We start from the raw sequence: 14,741 nt of genomic DNA, 5'->3' as shown, positions 1-14,741 counted from the left end.
GTACGTTCATGACTAATAGATATGCTGTCGTTCTAGCCGCTGGCCAAGGTACACGTATGAAGTCTAAACTTTATAAGGTTTTGCATCCCGTATGTGGAAAGCCGATGGTTCAGCACGTTGTCGACCAGTTGAATACATTAGATTTGCAAGAGTTGATCACCGTTGTAGGTTTTGGCGCTGAAAAAGTCCAGGAACAGCTTGGTGAGGATAGTCATTATGTCATCCAGGAGGAGCAGTTGGGAACAGGCCACGCTGTTTTGCAAGCGGATGATATTTTGGCTGATAAAGAAGGGACGACCGTGGTTGTCTGTGGCGATACGCCGTTATTGACAGGGGAAACGCTTCAAAAGCTCCTGGATCATCATGATGCAGAAGGAGCGAAGGCGACGGTTCTGACGGCACATGCCGAAGATCCGCATGGGTACGGACGTGTCATCCGTGGCGGAAATGGCCAGGTGGAACGAATCGTTGAGCAAAAAGATGCCTCTGATGAAGAACAGGCGATTCAAGAAATCAATACAGGTACGTATTGTTTTGATAATGCTATGTTGTTTGATGCACTTAAAAACGTCTCCAATGATAATGTTCAGGGCGAATATTACCTGCCAGATGTCATTGAAATCCTGAAAGGTCAGGGCGAAACAATCAGTGCTTATCAAACACCGGAGTTTTCGGAATCTCTTGGCGTTAACGATCGTGTGGCGTTGTCAAAAGCAGAAAAGCTAATGAAACAACGGATTAACGAGCAACATATGAGAAATGGGGTTACGCTTGTCGATCCTGAACAAACGTATATCGGTCCAGATGTGACCATAGGAAGAGATGTTGTCATCTATCCTGGAAGCGTTTTGGAAGGGGCAACGACTATTGAAGATGATGCTCTTATCGGGCCACATACGACGATTACAAACAGTTACGTAGGTAGTGAGACGACCATTAAACAGAGTGTCGCTGCTGATAGTAAAATCGGCTCCCGTGTCCAGATTGGGCCTTTTGCTCACATTCGTCCGCAATCTTCTTTAGGCGATGATGTGAAAGTCGGAAACTTTGTGGAAGTGAAAAAAGCCTCCTTCGGCGATGGAAGCAAAGCTTCTCACTTAAGTTATATCGGGGATGCTGAGGTTGGAAGTGGTGTCAACATCGGTTGTGGAACCATCACGGTGAACTACGATGGAGAGAACAAGCATCTGACGACGATTGAAGATGATGCATTCATCGGATGCAATTCCAACTTGATTGCTCCTGTCACCGTAGGAAAAGGTGCTTATGTAGCTGCGGGCTCTACAATTAACCAGGATGTCCCGTCCGAGGCTTTGTCGATTGCCCGTTCCCGTCAGACGAACAAAGAAGGCTATGCAAGTAAAATGAAATCGATCAAAAAAGATTAACGGAGGGTTCCATCCATGGCAACTGGATATAAGGATTCAAAACTGAAAGTATTCTCACTCAACTCAAATCCTGAGTTAGCGAAAGAGATTGCTGATAACATCGGAGTCGAGCTAGGTAAATGTACAGTCACGAGCTTTAGTGACGGAGAGATTCAAATCAACATTGAAGAAAGTATCCGTGGGTGTGATGTATATGTTGTCCAATCCACATGTGAGCCTGTCAACCAACACATCATGGAACTCCTAATCATGATCGATGCTTTGAAACGTGCGTCAGCAAAATCAATCAATATTGTCATGCCTTATTATGGCTATGCACGACAAGACAGAAAAGCGCGTGCCCGTGAGCCGATTACAGCGAAATTGATTGCTGATCTGCTTGAAACGGCAGGAGCTTCCCGCGTATTGATGCTTGATCTGCACGCACCGCAAATTCAAGGATTCTTCAACTTGCCGATCGATCACCTTGTCGGTGTTCCAATTCTATCCGACTATTTTGAGGAGAAGAACTTTGAGGATGTTGTCATCGTTTCTCCTGACCATGGAGGCGTAACACGTGCGCGTAAGATGGCGGATCGTCTAAAAGCCCCTATAGCTATCATTGATAAGCGCCGTCCACGTCCAAACGTTGCCGAAGTCATGAACATCGTCGGTAACATCGAAGGCAAGACCGCGATTTTAATCGATGATATTATTGATACGGCGGGTACCATTACACTGGCGGCCAACGCTCTTGTCGAGAACGGCGCCAAAGAAGTGTTTGCTTGTTGTACGCACCCTGTCTTATCTGGACCTGCTATCGAGCGTATCGATAATTCAAAAATTAAAGAGCTTGTGGTTACAAACACGATTCCACTTGGCGAAGAGAAATCAAGCGAGAAAATTACAGAGTTGTCTGTAGCTGGCTTGATCAGTGAAGCCATTGTCCGTGTCCATGAACGTCAATCCATTAGTATTTTATTTGATTAATTTTGAATAATTAGGTTTAACTCTTGTTTTTAACGGGAAACTGGAATAATGATTGGTAAATTACTGGAGGTTGATTAATTTGGCTATTACATTAAAAGCAAATCAAAGACAAAATCTCAAGCAATCTGTAACCCGTGAACTTCGCCTGGAAGGTAACATTCCTAGTGTCGTATACGGGAAGGATAAAGAACCGATCACGGTTGCTGTTAACAGCATAGAGTTACTTAAAACCGTTCGTGATGAAGGTAAGAACGCAATTATCTCCCTTGATATTGATGGAAAAGACACCGTAGATGTCATGTTGCATGAATATCAAGTCGATCCATTGAAAGATGAATTGATCCACGCAGACTTCTATGTTGTAAACATGTCTGAGGAAATGGATGTCGAAGTTCCTGTCCATTTAGAAGGTGAAGCGGCAGGAAGTAAAGAGGGCGGCGTCGTCCAGCAGCCGCTTTACGATTTGGCTGTCCGTGCGAAGCCACGCGATATTCCTGAGGAAATCGTTGTTGACATTTCAGAATTGAATATCGGTGACAGCATCATGGTTGGTGACTTGAAAGAGTCCCGAAACTATGAGATTACCGAAGATGAAAATACGACGATTGTATCCGTTACTCCTCCGGAAGAAATGCCGGAAGACGAGCCGGATACAGATTCTGATGCTGAACCTGAAGTCATTAATGAGAAATCAGAGGATGCAGAAGAAGATTCCGAAGAAAAAGAACAGTAATGGAAAACACACAAAGGGCGTGGCCGAGCAGGCGCGCCCTTTTTAATCGTTCATTCTTTATATTCCTTTCCTGTAGGCATAAGCCAATCAATGGTGTTAAAGAAGCTTTAAACTGTTGATGGGCTTATGCTATTGTTGTACCAGTTTCGCTGTCCTGCGGTTAAGAATCCGGGTTATGGGGATTGTATAAACGGACGACAGATTAGGAGTAAGTTTTTGCATGGATGGAACGCATTTTGACATCTTTCCGCGTTTCCTTTTGATATAATGAATCAATAGTATAAAGACAGAAAAGGAAGTTATGTATGAAGTGTATTGTAGGACTTGGAAATCCAGGGAAAAAGTACGAAGAGACCCGTCACAATATCGGGTTTATGATTATAGATGAATTGGCTTCACGAAATCAGTGGTCCTTGAGTCAGAAAAAATTTAACGGTTTATTCACGATGGAGCGTTTCAACGGGGAGAAAATTATTCTTTTGAAACCCCAAACGTACATGAATTTATCCGGTGAAGCACTACGGCCTTTGATGGAATTTTATGATATCGATATTGAAGATGTATTGGTGATCTATGATGACTTGGATTTGCCACCAGGGAAGATTCGTTTACGGAAAAAAGGCGGCCATGGCGGGCATAATGGCATTCGCAATATTATCGACCAGCTGGGAACAAAAGAATTCAAACGGCTGCGTGTCGGTGTTGGTCGTCCGGAAGATTCAAAAACGGTCATCGATCATGTGTTAGGTGGCTTCTCTAAAGAAGAACATGGGCCAGTAGAAGAAAGCATTGATCATGCGGTAAAAGCTTGTGAAGCATGGATAGAGAAACCGTTTAACGAAGTGATGAATGATTTTAATGTGAAGTGACGGGATTACTGTGTTCGTATAACAGTCCCGAATGACGGTAAAACTATCTACCATCAACCCCTCAAGGAGGATGGAAATGAAAATACGTTATTTTTGCCGTCATTGTGAAAATCAGGTCGGAGAATTAGATGCGGAACATGTGGATGTGTCCCAGTTGGGCTTTGATATCTTAAATGATCAGGACCAAGAGCAAATGGTTCATATGACAGCGAGCGGCGACATGGACATTCGAACCATTTGTGACTCGTGCAAAGAATCATTAGACGACAATCCACATTACCATGAGCTAGACTTTTTTATACAGTAAATCTTGGTTTCTGAATCGATCGGAAATCTGGGTGGTGGAGGAATTCGTTATGCAAGGTATTAAGGATTATTTATTTCCGCAGGATGATGTTCATTCTGTTGTCGAAGGCTTTAAATCGGGGATGAAAGAACAGATGGTGGCCGGATTGTCCGGGGCTTCAAGAAGTTTAATGGTTTCCATGCTTCAAGAGTCCTTGGAACGACCGGTCATCATCGTGACTCATCAACTGATTCAAGCGCAACAATTGTATGAGGATATGCAAGAATTGACCGATGCCGAACATGTTCACCTTTATCCGGTCAATGAACTGATCGCATCGGAGATCGCTGTTGCGAGCCCTGAACTGAGAAGTCAGCGTATCGACGCATTAAGTCAGTGGCTGTCTCAGGAAAAAGGGATTCTGATTGCGCCTGTGGCAGCACTAAAACGAATGATGCCACCGAAATCTTACTGGGAGCAGAGTCAGCTCCCTTTTCGTGTTGGGGAAGAAATCAACCTCGACGAATACTTAGAACGCTTGGTGAACATGGGGTATGACCGTACAGAGATGGTGGCCACACCAGGGGAGTTCTCTCTGCGCGGTGGAATCATGGATGTGTATCCACTGACCGCTGAGTTTCCGTATCGAATTGAGTTGTTCGACACTGAAGTGGATTCAATACGAACGTTTGATTCCGAGACGCAACGCTCTCATGACAAACTAGACGCGATCCAAATCGGTCCGGCAACGGAACTGCTGCTCAAGGATGAAGATTTTGCCAGAGCCCATGACCGCCTGGAGAACGCCCTGAGCCATTCCTTGAAGAAACTGACCAAACAGGATGCGAAAGAGACGCTCGCTCAAGTAGTCGAGCATGATTTGGATCTTTTGAAAGCCAAAGAGCATTTCCAGGAAATTTATAAGTACATTGGATACTTCTATGAAGAACCTGTAAGTCTACTAGACTACCTGCCCGAAACGGGTCTTGTCATTCTGGATGAAATGAGCCGGATCCAGGAAACGGCCAATCGTCTCGACCAGGAAGAAGCAGAATGGCACAACAGTATGCTGGAAGCTAACCAGACCGTACGAGAGCTTCATCTATCATTCGACTGGCAGGATGCCTGGATGAAGATCGAGCATCCTCGTCTCTATCTGTCTGTTTTTATGAGGCATATCCCTAATACGCAGCCACAGAATATCGTGAATATCTCTAGTCGTCAGATGCAGCAATTTCACGGGCAGATGAATTTATTAAAAAATGAAATGGATCGCTGGGAAAAGCAGGATTACTCTGTCGTAATTCTAGCTCCCGATGAAAATCGGAAGACCAAGATCGAAGGTGTGCTTCGTGACTATGATATGGAAGCGGTTATTGCGGAAGGAGACGTCCAGCTTCCATTGGTGAAACCGACCATTATCACAGGCAACATCAGTCATGGGTTCGAATGGCCGATGCATAAGCTTGCGGTCATGACCGAAAATGAGCTGTTCAAAAAAAGGACCGCTAAACCGAAACGTAAACAAAAAATGTCGAATGCTGAGCGGATTAAAAATTATCAGGAATTGAAGGTCGGCGATTATGTCGTCCACGCCAGCCACGGAATCGGGAAATATTTAGGAATTGAAACGCTGAAAATGGGCGGAAACCATAAAGATTTTCTTATGGTCAATTATTCTGGAAATGACAAGTTGTATGTGCCGATCGACCAAATCGATCTGATTCAAAAATACGTGGGTTCGGAAGGGAAAGAGCCGAAAGTTTATAAGCTTGGCGGCAGTGAGTGGAAAAAGGTGAAGAGCCGAGTCCAATCCTCGGTAGAAGATATTGCCGATGATTTGATTCAACTCTATGCCGAACGCGAAGCTTCCAAAGGATTTGCCTTCAGTGAAGATGGAGAAATGCAAAAAGACTTTGAAGCGGCCTTCCCATACGAAGAAACGGAAGATCAAATCCGTTGTATCGAAGAAATCAAATCGGATATGGAACGTGTGCGTCCGATGGATCGTCTGCTTTGTGGAGACGTTGGTTATGGGAAGACAGAAGTCGCGATTCGTGCCGCTTTCAAAGCAATTGTCGATGGGAAACAGGTGGCTTTGCTTGTCCCTACGACGATTCTTGCTCAGCAGCACTATGAGACCCTTCAAGAGCGCTTCCAAGGTTTTGGGATTAACATTGGTCTTATGAGCCGCTTCCGTACGAAAAAGCAGCAGAAGGAAACAACAGATCGTCTGAGGAAAGGCCTTGTCGATGTGGTCGTAGGGACACACCGGATTTTATCCAAAGATATGCAGTTCAAGGACTTAGGATTGTTGATCGTCGATGAAGAACAGCGCTTCGGAGTTAAACACAAAGAGAAGATCAAGCAGTTGAAAAACAATGTGGATGTGCTGACGTTGACGGCGACCCCGATCCCGAGAACGTTACACATGTCCATGCTTGGGGTGAGGGACTTGTCTGTCATCGAAACACCTCCTGCCAACCGTTTTCCTATTCAGACGTATGTGCTTGAATACAATCCGATATTCCTTCGGGAAGCGGTGGAACGGGAGATGGCCCGGGGTGGACAGGTATTTTTCCTGTTCAATCGTGTGGAAAACATTGAACGGATGGCTCAGCAAATTGCTGAACTCGTACCTGAGGCGAGAGTTACTTCTGCCCATGGACAGATGAATGAGACCGAGCTTGAGAATGTCATGTTCTCCTTCCTTGAAGGTGAATTTGATGTGCTCGTCAGTACGACAATCATTGAAACGGGTGTCGACATTCCGAATGTGAACACACTGATCGTTTATGATGCAGATCGTATGGGATTAAGTCAGCTGTATCAACTGCGTGGTCGTGTCGGAAGGTCGAATCGAGTGGCGTATGCGTACTTTACTTATCAAAAGGATAAAGTGCTCACAGAAGTTGCCGAGAAACGATTGCAGGCCATTAAGGAATTCACGGAACTTGGATCCGGATTTAAAATCGCTATGCGTGATTTGTCCATCCGGGGAGCGGGAAACCTCCTCGGAGCGCAGCAACACGGATATATCGACTCTGTCGGATTCGATATGTATTCACAGATGCTGAAAGACGCCATCGAAGCGAAAAGACAAGGAAAAGAACCGGAGAATGTACAGCCATTCCAACCGGAGCTTGATATGATGCTGGATGCGTATATTCCGGATGAATACATCGCTGATGAAAAGCAGAAAATCGACATGTACAAAGTGTTCCAGGCGATTGAAACGGTCGAGGATATCCATGACTTGCGAGATGAATTGATTGACCGCTTCGGGGACTATCCGCAAGAGGTTGATAACTTATTCCGCGTTTCCTCTATTCGTCTGCAGGCAAAATGCTCAAGAATTGAGAACGTGACAGAGAAGAAAAAGAAAATCGAAATGTTGATGGAAGCCGAGCAAAGTCAGCAAATTGATGGAACCAAACTGTTCGAATTTGCTAATAAGTATGGCCGTATGGTTCAACTGGGAACGGAAGATTCCCGGTTGAAAGTGACCTTTACATGGGACCGTAAGACAGAATTTAAACGATATGAACTTGTTGAAGAGTTTATCAGTAAACTGCCTGAAATGATGAGAGAAGTATCAACCGCTTGATTGTACCTCACCCCTGCATAGGGGTGAGGTTTTTCTTATCTATTCAATTAAAATTCAGCATTCATACCTGGTACAAGGTCCATGTCGGCCGGTACCAGGTACAGATAAGGAAGAATGTCATACCTGGTACCATGCTTTTACTTTCCTGTACCAGGTACAGCTTTTTACTTTGCCGTACCTGGTACAGGGAAAAGCAATGGAGAGGGTATCAGTCCGCTTCGTAGGTGATGATCCAGCGTGTTTTGACTTATGCTTGTCGTGTTTAACCAGTCGCCTCCACATCCGGTGAGATCCAGTTCCGGTGCCTAGCTTCTCGAGGTCATATGCAAAGCATCTTTGTGAGGAAAAAGCACCTCACAAAAGATGCTTCGCATATGCTTGTCGAAGCTGCCCAAGGCACCTCCACATTTCAAATCGTCCAGTTCCGGCTCCCAGACACTCGAGACATAAGTCAATCCACTACGTGGAGAAAGTTCGCTCCACTGCGTGTTTTGACTTATGCTTGTCGTGTCTAATCAGTCGCCTCCACATCCGGTGAGATCCAGTTCCGGTGCCTAGCTTCTCGAGGTCATATGCAAATCATCTTTGTGAGGAAAAAGCACCTCACAAAAGATGCTTCGCATATGCTTGTCGAAGCTGCCCAAGGCACCTCCACATTTCAAGTTTACATTTTTTATGAGAAAATCCATCCAAAGGGTGTATAGGTTTTTATTGCTGTATCATACTATCTTTAATCACCCGCTTGTTCTGCTTGCGCTTCAACAGGTATAGATAGGCAGTCATCACAGAAAAGGAGGCAGCATAAAGAATGAAAGCAACTGGTATTGTACGCCGTATTGATGATTTAGGACGTGTTGTTATCCCGAAAGAGATCCGCCGTACGCTGAGGATCCGTGAAGGTGATCCTTTAGAGATTTTTGTAGACCGTGAAGGTGAAGTCATACTTAAAAAGTATTCACCTATCAGCGAGTTGGGTGATTTTGCAAAAGAGTACGCAGAAGCGCTCAGTGAGTCTTTAGAAGCTCCTGTGTTGATTTGCGATCGTGATGAGTATATAGCTGTGGCGGGAAGTGCGAAAAAGGATTATATGAACCGATCGATCGGGTCTAAGATTGAAGAAGTCATGGATTCTAGAACAATGTCTTTTGAGAAGCATCCGGAGCCGGTTGAATTGACTCGGGGTCAGGAAGAAGATGTGATATCATATCTTATTTATCCTATCATTGCGCAAGGAGATCCCATCGGCTGCGTCGTCGCCTTCAACAAAGAAGGTTCTCCATTGGAAGACGGGGTCAGTAAAGCTGTACAGACAGCCGCTAGTTTTTTAGCCAAACAAATGGAGTAGCAAGTAAGGTCAGATCCGGGCGGGTACGGGGTCTGACCTTTTCCTATGATATAATGAATGTTCTATATACATATAAATTAGAAAGGGTCCAAAATGACCAAATTACGTTCACGCTCTGTTTTACAAGGAGCATTCATTCTAACACTAGCCGGATTGATCAGTAAGGTGATTAGTGCGGGATATCGAGTCCCGCTTCAAAACTTAACCGGAGATCTTGGCTTTTATGTCTACCAACAAGTGTATCCCATTCTCGGCATCGCTCTGATCCTTGCCTTATATGGGTTTCCAGCAGCCATTTCAAAAATCGTTTCTGATATCGGCGATGAATCATCCCCTTTATCCATCCCGTCGTTTTACCTACCTGTTTTCTGGTGGGTGATGATGGCATCTGGACTGATTTTTGCTGCTGGATTTCTATCTTCCCCGTGGATTTCTTCTGTCATGGGGGATGAAAAATTAACAGCTTCACTAAAGACGGCATTTTCTGTCTTCCTGCTTGTTCCTTTTGTTTCGGTCGTCCGAGGCGTGTTCCAAGGACAAAATGATATGGGCCCTACAGCTGTATCACAAATCATCGAACAAGTCTTCAGGGTCGGAATCATTATAGGTTCTGCTGTTTTGGTCATGCGGGGAACAGATGTTTATACAATAGGAATAGGGGCGTCACTAGGTTCAATAGCAGGTGCAGTCGCTGCGTTCTCCGTTCTTTTTTATTGGTTGATGAAAAAGGGGGACATGTGGACATGGCGCAGGTGGGACAAGCACGTTTCATACAAACGGACAATTTTTCTGCACGGCATCCTTATCTGTTTAAACTACATGCTGCTTTTATCTTTGCAGCTCGTTGATGCCTTGACATTGGTCCCGAATCTTCAAAAAGCAGGGATAGTGCTTGAAGATGCGCGTATGTGGAAAGGGGTATTCGACAGGGGGCAGCCCCTTATTCAATTAGGGACGGTTCTTGCTTCTTCGCTTGCTCTCGCTCTCATTCCTTCTGTCACTAGATCAAGAATGAATCAGAATCCTGGTAAAGTGAAAAAGTCAGTGGTGAGCGCCGTGAAAATGACTGTCTTCCTTTGTGTTGGAGCGACGGCGGGGCTGATTTTCTTATTTCCCGCCATCAATCAATCCTTTTTTCAGGACGATCAAGGAACGAGTGCATTAAGAATTCTGATGCTCGTCATCCTTGGCAGTTCCCTGTCTATTACGCTCTCTTCCATTTTGCAGGGACTTGGTTATATGAAACAAACAGCCATGATGATTGCAGGGGGGCTGATCGTTAAATGGGCTGGAAATACGCTCTTGATTCCTTTTTTGGATTTACACGGAGCAGCAATCGCCTCAGTGATGGCTGTCGCTTTTGTTTTGATCGGAAATATCGTAACCTTAAGACATGAAGTTCCTTGGGAAAAATGGACCAGTCTCCCCTGGAAAGGGATCCTAATCTCTCTTTTAGGAATGTTGTTCGGACTATGGCTGGCTAAAATGCTTGCCTTTCTGGTTTTTGACTTAGATGCAAGATTACCTTTGTTCCTATATACGTTGTCTGTCACAGGATTTGGTGCTTTGGTTTATGCCGTCCTTCTCCTGAGAACGGGCAGCTTCACAAATGAAGAATTACATGTCATACCTTTTCGTAAGGTCGTATGGAAACTTTCGCCGAAAGGAATGGATCAATGAACACCATAACAATCATCGGACTTGGGGCTGCGGATTTAGAGCAGCTTCCGCTCGGGATCTACCGTGAATTGACACAAAACCAACCCCATCTCTATGCACGAACTCTTGACCACCCAGTCATTCAAGCATTGCAAAAAGAAGGGATCACATTTGAAAGTTTTGATTCCGTATATGAATCCCATGATCAATTTGGAGATGTATACCCAGAAATCGTCTCTCGTCTCCTTACCTTTTCTGGTGGACAGGATTTAACCTATGTCGTACCTGGGCATCCTATGCTTGCTGAACGAACGGTTCAATTGCTGATTCAAGCGAGGGACAGAGGAGAAGTTTCCCTTGATATCAAAGGCGGCCAAAGTTTTCTTGATGCCACGTTCACCGCACTTGAAATTGACCCGATTGAGGGGTTTCAATTTGTAGACGCTACAGATTTGAAACGAGAAGAGCTTCAGTTTTTGAACCATCTCATCCTCTGCCAGGTATACGATTCTTTAGTCGCATCGGAAGTGAAATTGACATTGCTGGAAGATTTACCAGCCGATTATCCTGTAACCATAGTCACAGCTGCAGGAAGTGAACATGAAAAGATTACGACGGTCCCTCTGGAAGAGCTGGACCGCCGTGTGGAAGTGAATAATTTAACGAGTGTTTATATCCCGCCTGTTAAAAAAGAGGCTCTCAATCACCAATTCTTCCGCCTGAGAGAAGTCATCAAGATTTTGAGGAGTCCGGAAGGCTGTCCTTGGGATCGCAAACAGACGCACGAATCACTAAGGAAATACATGATTGAAGAAGCGTATGAGTTTATTGATGCCGTCAACCGTATGGACGACGACCATATGGTAGAAGAGCTTGGCGATGTGCTGCTTCAAGTCATGCTGCACAGCCAAATTGGGGAAGATGAAGGATATTTTACAATCGACGACGTAATAGTATCCATAACGGAAAAAATGATTCGCAGGCATCCTCATGTGTTCGGTGAGATCACAGTGGATTCCTCAGATGAAGTGGTTACCAACTGGGAGGCCATTAAAGCAGAGGAAAAAGGGGAACAGTCTGCTTCCATTCTTGATTCGGTTCCCGAAAGTTTCCCCGCCCTCCTTCAAGCGGAAGAGTTGCAGAAAAAAGCGGCTAAAGTGGGATTCGACTGGGAGACCGTTGCTCCTGTCATTGAAAAAGTGGAAGAAGAGTGGCAGGAATTTAAGGAAGCACGCGACTCCGGAGACCGTGAAGAGATGGAAAAAGAATTCGGAGATTGGCTGTTTGCGATCGCTAATCTTGCAAGGCACTACAAGATCAGTAGTGAAAATGCGCTTCAGCGGACGAACCGTAAATTCAGGACCCGTCTTTCATCCATGGAAAAGGATGCCCTCGCAGAAGGACGCCAATTAAGAGATTATGATTTAGATTCATTAGAGGAATTGTGGGTAAAAGCGAAAGCAAAACATAAAGGAGCGGAATGACACATGCGTTTGGATAAATTTTTGAAAATCTCCCGTTTAATCAAAAGACGTACGCTGGCGAAAGAAGTAGCAGATCAAGGGCGCATCAGCATCAATGGTGCTCAAAGTAAAGCGGCAAGTAATGTAGCGGTCGGGGATGAACTGACGATTCAATTCGGGCAGAAAGTGCTGACGATTGAAGTGAAATCATTAAAAGAGAATGTCACGAAAAATGAAGCGGCGACTCTTTATGAAATCAAAAAAGAAGAGCCTGTCAATCAATCCTGACAAAAACCACTGCCAGCTTCGGCAGTGGTTTTTTCTGCTTTTCTGTATTTCTTTTATATGCCGGACCCTGGCGTAGCTCTCATTGGTGCCAGGCACCGCCCGTGTATAAAAGGGTGCCTGGCACTGAAAAGCTTTTAGTCGGTGCCAGGCACGGTACACATTGGTTGGTAATTATAATTTATGGTTGTCGGGGCTGCCCCCAGGCGCTTCCGCATTCTAGAGTTCTAATCTCTTCTTTTTTCTCATAGCTTGTACTAGAGAAGGGGGCTGTGATGAGATGGAAGGTTATGAAAAGAATCAAGGGATACGCAGTCAGCAACCAGTGGAACATAATGTGAAAGTATGGAATAGAAGAAATATAGAAATCTCAGGTGTGAAAGAGGTGGATAGTTTCGATAGTGAAGAATTCCTCCTCCAGACATCGATGGGGTATCTTGTTGTCCGTGGACAAAACCTGCAAATGAAAAACCTGGACTTGGATTCTGGAGTCGTATCAATCAAAGGGAAAATGTATGAAATGACCTACTTGGACGAGCATCAAGGGGAGAAAGCTAAAGGCCTGTTTAGCAAGCTGTTCAAATGACCCTTACCACTCAGTTCATAACGATTCTTGCCATGATTGGGGGAGGGGTGTTTGTCGGCGCTTCACTGGATACGTTTGAGCGCTTTTTCGGAAAAAGAAAGAGGGGCTGGCTTGAAATCATTTATCAACTGGGCTTTTGGCTCCTTCAAGCCTCTTTTCTCTTCTATTTGTTGTACCTCGCTAATTATGGAGAGCTGCGGGTTTATGTTTTCGTGGCGATCGTTTGTGGCTTTGCCGCGTATCGTGCGATGTTTCAGAACCTTTACTTAAAAACACTTGAAATGTGGATACGGATCAGCATGGCTGTTTTCCGTTTTTTGAAAAAGACCGTGTATTATTTAATTTTTATACCCTCGAAATCCATCATTTTCCTTATAATTTCTTTACTTCTTGGCGTTTATAAGATACTTTTAAAGGGTACCATTATATTGTTTCTTGTCGTATTTTATCCGATCCGGCTAATTTTTCGAATCATTTGGCGACTCTTGCCGAAAAACATGAAAAATTACTTAAGGGATTTAGCAGGGTTTCTGGATAAAATGAAGAATACAATGAACAATTGGATGAAACGAATCAAGAAGTAAAGGAGGCCTACTTTCATGGCAAAGAGACAAACGGAGTCTGTGGCACGTCTGGATTCTACATACATGAAGCACTACGATGCCTATATGGACAGACACCAACGTAAGAAAAAGCGATTAGTCCGCCGTCTCGTTATGTTTGCCCTGTTAGTGTCGATCGTTGCTGGCTCCATGGTGTTTTATTCTATGAAACAACAGTCTTTGTATGCAGATAAGCAGGAGAAATACGAACAGTTGCAACAAGAGATGACCGCTTTGAAAAAAGAGGAAAAAGGTTTAGAGCAGGAAATTGAACTTCTTAAGGATGAAGAGTATGTGCTGCAGATTGCGCGGACGAACTATTTCTTCTCAAAAGAAGGAGAAATTATATTTAAAATGCCTAATGAGGACCCGTCATATTGACACTCTTTTCAAAGCTTATATATAATATATAAGAAGGATAATTTTTTTATCGAAAATTTAAGGAGGAGCATTTTTTTTATGTCAATTGAAGTAGGCAGCAAGCTGCAGGGTAAGGTAACGGGTATCACTAATTTCGGAGCGTTCGTCGAGCTTCCAGATGGTAAGACGGGGTTGGTTCACATTAGTGAAGTTGCCGATAACTACGTAAAGGATATTAATGAGCACTTAAGCCAGGGAGACCAGGTGGATGTGAAAGTCATTAATGTCGGAGATGATGGGAAGATTGGTCTTTCCATTAAGAAAGCAAAAGAGAATTACGGTCGTCGCCCACAGAAACCTCGTAAGCCGGCTGAATCATTCGAACAGAAAATGAACCGATTTATCAAGGATAGTGACGAGCGACTGGCATCACTGAAGAAGCACACGGAATCCAAACGTGGAGGTCGAGGTGCTAAAAGAGGATAGCTTGCTGTCTAGGACAATGAGTAAAAGGTGCACGTCTTCATAAATAAAAAGCAGATCCATAACGGATCTGCTTTTTTGTATGCCATCATTTCCTCCACTAAAG

General features: G+C 44.4%; 14 protein-coding genes. All 14 read left to right on the top strand.

Going from position 1 to position 14,741, the window contains the following annotated elements; genetic code table 11:
* Positions 1 to 8: 8 nt before the first annotated feature.
* On the top strand, positions 9 to 1,388 hold the full coding sequence (glmU, locus tag BLS23_RS19035; RefSeq protein WP_089654599.1) for a bifunctional UDP-N-acetylglucosamine diphosphorylase/glucosamine-1-phosphate N-acetyltransferase GlmU: 1,380 nt from the start codon (positions 9 to 11) through the stop codon (positions 1,386 to 1,388).
* Between the two features lie 15 nt (positions 1,389 to 1,403).
* Positions 1,404 to 2,357 (top strand): ribose-phosphate diphosphokinase, encoded by a 954-nt coding sequence (locus tag BLS23_RS19030; protein ID WP_089654598.1) that lies wholly within the window; start codon positions 1,404 to 1,406, stop codon positions 2,355 to 2,357.
* Positions 2,358 to 2,436: 79 nt separating this feature from the next.
* The gene (locus BLS23_RS19025) at positions 2,437 to 3,090 is read left to right on the top strand and encodes a 50S ribosomal protein L25/general stress protein Ctc (protein WP_089654597.1); all 654 of its coding nucleotides are present in this window, start codon (positions 2,437 to 2,439) and stop codon (positions 3,088 to 3,090) included.
* A gap of 305 nt (positions 3,091 to 3,395) precedes the next feature.
* Positions 3,396 to 3,959: an aminoacyl-tRNA hydrolase gene (gene pth / locus BLS23_RS19020; protein ID WP_089654596.1), complete on the top strand. Its 564-nt coding sequence runs from the start codon at positions 3,396 to 3,398 to the stop codon at positions 3,957 to 3,959.
* Between the two features lie 76 nt (positions 3,960 to 4,035).
* Positions 4,036 to 4,266, top strand: a complete 231-nt coding sequence (gene fin / locus BLS23_RS19015) for an anti-sigma-F factor Fin (RefSeq protein ID WP_089654595.1) — start codon at positions 4,036 to 4,038, stop codon at positions 4,264 to 4,266.
* A gap of 49 nt (positions 4,267 to 4,315) precedes the next feature.
* Positions 4,316 to 7,852, top strand: coding sequence for a transcription-repair coupling factor (gene mfd / locus BLS23_RS19010; RefSeq protein WP_089654594.1), 3,537 nt, complete (start codon positions 4,316 to 4,318; stop codon positions 7,850 to 7,852).
* An 808-nt stretch (positions 7,853 to 8,660) separates the two neighbouring features.
* Positions 8,661 to 9,197 (top strand): stage V sporulation protein T, encoded by a 537-nt coding sequence (gene spoVT / locus BLS23_RS19005; protein ID WP_089654593.1) that lies wholly within the window; start codon positions 8,661 to 8,663, stop codon positions 9,195 to 9,197.
* Between the two features lie 93 nt (positions 9,198 to 9,290).
* Positions 9,291 to 10,877, top strand: a complete 1,587-nt coding sequence (locus BLS23_RS19000; protein ID WP_089654592.1) for a putative polysaccharide biosynthesis protein — start codon at positions 9,291 to 9,293, stop codon at positions 10,875 to 10,877.
* Complete coding sequence (gene yabN / locus BLS23_RS18995) at positions 10,874 to 12,340, top strand: bifunctional methyltransferase/pyrophosphohydrolase YabN (protein WP_089654591.1); 1,467 nt, start codon at positions 10,874 to 10,876, stop codon at positions 12,338 to 12,340. Before BLS23_RS19000 ends, yabN begins: the two co-directional genes overlap by 4 nt.
* A gap of 3 nt (positions 12,341 to 12,343) precedes the next feature.
* Positions 12,344 to 12,607: an RNA-binding S4 domain-containing protein gene (locus tag BLS23_RS18990; protein ID WP_089654590.1), complete on the top strand. Its 264-nt coding sequence runs from the start codon at positions 12,344 to 12,346 to the stop codon at positions 12,605 to 12,607.
* Positions 12,608 to 12,884: 277 nt separating this feature from the next.
* Positions 12,885 to 13,190, top strand: a complete 306-nt coding sequence (gene yabP / locus BLS23_RS18985) for a sporulation protein YabP (protein ID WP_089654589.1) — start codon at positions 12,885 to 12,887, stop codon at positions 13,188 to 13,190.
* On the top strand, positions 13,187 to 13,774 hold the full coding sequence (gene yabQ / locus BLS23_RS18980) for a spore cortex biosynthesis protein YabQ (RefSeq protein WP_089654588.1): 588 nt from the start codon (positions 13,187 to 13,189) through the stop codon (positions 13,772 to 13,774). The genes yabP and yabQ overlap by 4 nt, the downstream gene beginning before the upstream one ends.
* Positions 13,775 to 13,789: 15 nt before the next feature.
* Positions 13,790 to 14,173 carry an FtsB family cell division protein gene (locus BLS23_RS18975; protein WP_089654587.1) on the top strand — a complete coding sequence of 128 codons (384 nt, stop codon included), beginning with the start codon at positions 13,790 to 13,792 and terminating at the stop codon, positions 14,171 to 14,173.
* A gap of 78 nt (positions 14,174 to 14,251) precedes the next feature.
* Entirely contained in the window at positions 14,252 to 14,638 is a 387-nt protein-coding gene (locus BLS23_RS18970; RefSeq protein WP_089654586.1) for a S1 domain-containing RNA-binding protein, read from the top strand.
* Positions 14,639 to 14,741: the final 103 nt, after the last annotated feature.

Origin of the sequence: Halobacillus aidingensis (assembly GCF_900104185.1) — a bacterium.
GTDB lineage: Bacteria > Bacillota > Bacilli > Bacillales > Halobacillaceae > Halobacillus > Halobacillus aidingensis.
The sequence above is the reverse complement of the archived record's forward strand: the minus strand, read 5'-3'. Positions and strand labels throughout refer to the sequence as shown.